We start from the raw sequence: 4,763 nt of genomic DNA, 5'->3' as shown, positions 1-4,763 counted from the left end.
GGGGGCTGGCCTTGCTTGGGGCGGCCCGGCGCTGCGGCCGATCGCCCCCACGCTTGCCGCTGCAGGCGCTTCGCCGCGTTCGCTGGCGGCCCGAATCCGCCACGGTGGCTTTACCCTGCTGGAGTTGCTGATTGTGGTGGCCATCATGGCGGTGGCCACGGCGGGGGTCGGTTTGTCGCTGCGCGACTCGTCGGCCACGGCGCTGGAGCGCGAGGCGCAGCGGCTGGCCGCTTTGCTTGAATCGGCCCGGGCGCAGTCGCGCATGACGGCCATCCCGGTGCGCTGGCGGGCCACGGCAACGGGATTCGCTTTTGACGGCCTGGCCGGTTCGGCCCTGCCCTCGAAGTGGCTGGGCCAGGACGTGCAGGTGGCGGCTGATTCTGGCGTGGTGGTGCTGGGCCCGGAACCGGTGATCGGGCCGCAGCAGATCCGGCTCGTGTCCCTCTCGGACCCGGGGCGCAGCCTCACGCTGGCGACCGACGGTGTTCGGCCTTTTGCAGTGCTGACGGGCGCGGCGGCAACGCCATGAACCCCAAAAAATCCCTGGGCTTCACGCTGGTGGAGGTGCTGGTGGCGCTGGGTATCGTGGCCGTGGCGCTGACGGCGGGCGTGCGCGCCACGGCTTCGCTGACCCGCAATGCCGAGCGCCAGTCCGACCAGCTGCTGGCCCAGCTGTGCGCCGAAAACGCGCTGGTGAACATGCGGCTGTCGCGGCAAATGCCGCCGGTGGGTGACAACACGACAGGCTGTGAGCAGGCGGGCCGAAGCCTGGCGGTCAGGCTGTCGGTACAACCCACGCCCAACCCGAATTTTTTGCGGGTGGAAGCACAGGTTTTTGACGGCGAGGCGCACCTGCTGGGGCTGTCCACGGTGGTGGGGAGATTCTAGAGTGGCAGCCCCCAAACACCTGCGGGGTTTCACGCTGATTGAACTGCTGGTGGCCATCGGCGTGATGGCGCTGATGGCGGGTTTGAGCTGGCGCGGGCTCGATGGCATGGCGCGCACGCAGTCGCAGGTCCAGCTGCGCGCCGACGGGGTGTTGACGCTGCAGGCCGGGCTGGCGCAATGGGGGGCCGACCTGGACGCGATGGTGGAGCCGCCCGCAACACAGACGCAGGCGCAATGGCAGGCGCTGGACTGGGACGGGCGCGGCTTGCGCATCACCCGGCGCAGCACCGTGTCGCCTGGCAGCGGACTGCTGGTGGTAGCCTGGGCGCGCCGCAATGTGGACGGCGCCAGCCAGTGGCTGCGCTGGCAGTCGCGGCCGTTGCAAACCCGCGCCGAGCTGCAATCGGCCTGGGAGCGCGCCGCCCAGTGGGCGCAAAACCCAGGCGATGAGGAAAAAAGATACGAGGTGCGCATCACGCCGCTGGAGCAGTGGCAGGTTTTCTATTTCCGACGCGATGCGTGGACCAACCCGCTGTCCAGCGATGGCGCCGCGACCGTGCCAGCCGCGGGCCAAGCCCCTGCCAACGACCTGGCACTGCCCGATGGCGTGCGCCTGGTGCTGACGCTGCCGCCCGGCGAAGCCATCAGCGGCACCCTGACACGCGACTGGGTGCGGCCCACCGTGGGAGGCGGAAAATCGTGAAGACCCACCAGTCCGGTGCGGCGCTGTTGACGGCGATGCTGACCGTGGCGCTGGTGGCGACCATGGCGGCGACGGCACTGTGGCAGCAGTGGCGCAGCGTGGAGGTGGAGGCCGCCGAGCGGGCGCGTGTGCAGGCGCTCTGGGTGCTGACGGGCGCGCTCGACTGGTCGCGTCTGATCCTGCGCGAGGACGGGCGCTCGGGCGGGACCGACCACCTGGGCGAACCCTGGGCCGTGCCGCTCGAAGAAGCCCGGCTGTCGAGCTTTCTGGCGACAGACAAAAACAACACCGCTGACAATGCTGACACCATGCCCCAGGTCTTTTTGTCAGGCCGGATCAGCGACCTGCAGGCGCGCATGAACGTGCTCAACCTGGTGGAGCTGGGCAGCAAGGCGAGCGCCGTGCCGCCCCCGGCCGCCAACGCCGTCGTTGGCATCAGCGCAGGCAGCCCGCAGGCCAGCGCGGGAATCCACGCCACGGTCTCCGAGCCGGCCCTGCAGGCTTTTGCGCGGCTGTTTGAGCGGCTGGGCCTGCCGCCCGGCGAGCTCACCGCGCTGGCCGAAAACCTGCGCTTTGCGCTGGACACCGGCGCGGGCAGTGGCGCTGCCGCGATGGCGCCCCTGCTGCCGCAGCGGGTGGAGCAGCTGGTCTGGCTCGGCCTGTCGCCCCGCAGCCTGGCGCTGCTGCGCCCCTACATCACGCTGCTGCCCGAACGCACCCCGGTCAACCTCAATACCGCCAGCGCCATGGTGCTGTCGGCCAGCATTCCGCTGCTGGACCTGGCGCAGGCGCAGCGGATGGTGAGCACGCGCCTGGTCACCCCGTTTCGCACGCTGGCCGATGCGGGCAAGCTGGCGGGCGAGGCCGCCGGGCCGCTCAATGCCGCGCAGCACAGCGTGAACTCGCGTTTTTTTGAGGTGCGCGGGCGGCTGCGGCAGGACCAGGGCGTGGTCGAGGAACACTCTGTGGTGCAGCGCGACGGACTGACTGTGAAGACCTTGTGGCGCGATCGCGGCGCCCAGGCGCCGCAAGACGTCCCCCTACAATGACCCTTACAAGCCACGCATGACCACCCTGATCATCACCCTTCCCCTGGCGCTCCCCACGGCGGCCACGCCCTGCGACGGTGTGCTGAGCACGGACGGGCGCACCATCATGCGTCATGTCGAGGCGCCCATGGCCTTGTTGCCCGCCCCTGCCGGCGTGGACATTGTGGCTGTGGTGCCCGTGCGCCGACTGTCCTGGCACCGGCTGGCGCTGCCGCCCGGCACCCTGGACAAAGGGCTTTTTCAGGAAGGCAACGCGCCCCGCTTGCGCGCCGTGCTCGACGGCCTGCTCGAAGACCGGGTGCTGGACGACCCGGCCCAGCTGCACTTTGCGATTGAGCCAGAGGCCAAAGCCGGCGCGCCGATCTGGGTCGCCGCCTGCGACCGGGCCTGGCTGCACGCCTGGCTCGCGGCGCTGGAACAAGCCGGGCGGCCGATCGCGCACATCGTGCCGGAAATGGCGCCCCCGGCTGAAGACACCCCTGACCGCGCCTCGCTGCACATCATCGGCAGCCCCGACCATGCGCAACTGGTACTGAGCGGTGCGGACGGCGTGAGCGTGCTGCCGCTGTCGGCAGCCAGCGCCGCGCTGGTGGACTGGCCCAAAGGCGCCGAGGTGGTGGCCGAGCCCGCTGTCGCCGCGCTGGCAGAGCAATACTTCAGGCGCCCTGCCACCCTGCAGACCGGGCCCCAGCGCTGGCTGCTGGCCGCGCAGTCGGCCTGGGACATGGCGCAGTTCGATCTGCTTTACACGCGCCGTGCGCGCACCCGCAAGCGCCTGTCCGCGCTGGCCAAAACCCTGCTGCGGGCACCCCGCTGGCGCGCCGCACGCTGGGCCGCCGTGGCCTTGGTCGCCGTCAACCTGGTGGGCCTGCAGGCCTGGGCCTGGCATGAACAATCGGCGCTGGCGGCCAGGCGTGCCGCCATTCGGGGCACCCTGACCGCGACCTTTCCCGAGGTCCGCGTGGTGGTCGATGCCCCGCTGCAAATGGCCCGTGCGCTGGCCGACCTGCAGCGCCGGAGCGGCACCGCGTCAAGCGCCGACCTGGAAACCATGCTGGCACAGTTTCAGGCGTCAGCGCCCAACGCACGGGCGCCAGCAGCGATTGAATTCATAGCGGGCGAGTTGCGCCTCAAAGGCCTGGACGCTGCGGACCCGGGGCTGCGCGAGGTTTCCGCCGCGCTGCAGACCCGGGGCTACAGCGCCCGCTTGGAGGGCGACAGCCTGCTGATCAAACAGGAGCGCCAGCCATGAACCTGCCCCCTTCGATCCAGTCGCTGCAGGCCCGCTGGGCCCAACTGGCGGCCCGCGAAAAAAGACTGCTGGGTCTGGCGGCCGTGCTGGTGCTGGCCACCGTGCTGTGGCAACTGAGCCTGGCGCCGGCACTGGCCACGCTGCGCACGGCCGATGCCCAGGCCCGCGCGCTCCATGCCCAGCTTCAGCAGATGCGGACCATGCAGACGCAGGCCCAGGCCTTGCAGCAGCAGCCCGCACCGGGATTTGACGAGGCGTTGCGCGCGCTTACCCTGGCCACCCAGCAGACGCTGGGCGCCACCGCCAAACTTGCCACGGCCGGCGACCGTACCAGCATCACTTTGCAAGGAACGCCCGCCGATGCCCTGGCCCAGTGGCTGGTGCAGGCGCGGCTCAATGCCCGGTCCGTGCCGGCCGAAGCCCGGCTGGTGCGCGCCGTAGCGCCCGGTGCGCCCGGCGGCGCGACCTGGAACGGCGTGCTGGTGATGCAGTTGCCCGCACGCTAAAGCCATGAACCCATGAAGCACACGCCGACCCCGCGCGCGCCCTCTGCCGCTGCATCTTCGACCTGGCGCTGGGCGCTGACGGGCGCGCTGACCGGGCTGGTGCTGGCCACCGTGGTGTTTGCCCCGGCCCGCTGGCTCGCCGCCGCAGTGCACCAGGCCAGCGGTCAGCAAATCAGCCTGCTGGAGCCCCGTGGCAGCCTGTGGCAGGGCTCAGCCCAGCTGGTGCTGTCGGGCGGCGCGGGCAGCCGCGACGCGATGGCGCTGCCCGGTCAGCTGGCCTGGCGCATCCGGCCGGCCTGGAGCGGCGCGGTGGCCCATATTTCGGCTGCGTGTTGTACCCCGCAGCCGCTGCAACTCAAAGCCGC

At 70.8% G+C, this 4,763-nt stretch carries 6 protein-coding genes and 1 pseudogene; all 7 read left to right on the top strand.

From position 1 onward, the window contains the following. Nucleotides 1–529, top strand: a 529-nt coding sequence (locus Q8K05_RS00660) for a prepilin-type N-terminal cleavage/methylation domain-containing protein (protein ID WP_370868743.1), incomplete at its 5' end; no start/stop codon positions are given. Next, a complete protein-coding gene (gene gspI / locus Q8K05_RS00655) occupies nt 526–888 on the top strand; it encodes a type II secretion system minor pseudopilin GspI (protein WP_305244626.1) in 363 nt (120 codons plus the stop codon). The genes Q8K05_RS00660 and gspI, both read left to right, overlap by 4 nt. Nucleotide 889: 1 nt before the next feature. Beyond that, on the top strand, nt 890–1,591 hold the full coding sequence (locus tag Q8K05_RS00650) for a type II secretion system protein J (RefSeq protein WP_305244625.1): 702 nt from the start codon (nt 890–892) through the stop codon (nt 1,589–1,591). Nucleotides 1,592–1,626: 35 nt separating this feature from the next. After that, entirely contained in the window at nt 1,627–2,640 is a 1,014-nt protein-coding gene (gene gspK, locus Q8K05_RS00645) for a type II secretion system minor pseudopilin GspK (RefSeq protein WP_370868744.1), read from the top strand. Between the two features lie 16 nt (nt 2,641–2,656). Next, nucleotides 2,657–3,892: a type II secretion system protein GspL gene (gspL, locus tag Q8K05_RS00640; RefSeq protein WP_305244623.1), complete on the top strand. Its 1,236-nt coding sequence runs from the start codon at nt 2,657–2,659 to the stop codon at nt 3,890–3,892. Continuing rightward, a complete protein-coding gene (gene gspM, locus Q8K05_RS00635) occupies nt 3,889–4,398 on the top strand; it encodes a type II secretion system protein GspM (protein WP_305244622.1) in 510 nt (169 codons plus the stop codon). The genes gspL and gspM overlap by 4 nt, the downstream gene beginning before the upstream one ends. A gap of 12 nt (nt 4,399–4,410) precedes the next feature. Further along, nucleotides 4,411–4,763: pseudogene (locus tag Q8K05_RS00630) on the top strand (type II secretion system protein N); the annotation flags it as partial.

The sequence above is a fragment of the Polaromonas sp. genome, from assembly GCF_030682935.1.
Taxonomy (GTDB): Bacteria; Pseudomonadota; Gammaproteobacteria; order Burkholderiales; family Burkholderiaceae_C; genus Polaromonas.
This window is presented reverse-complemented; position numbering and strand designations above follow the sequence as displayed.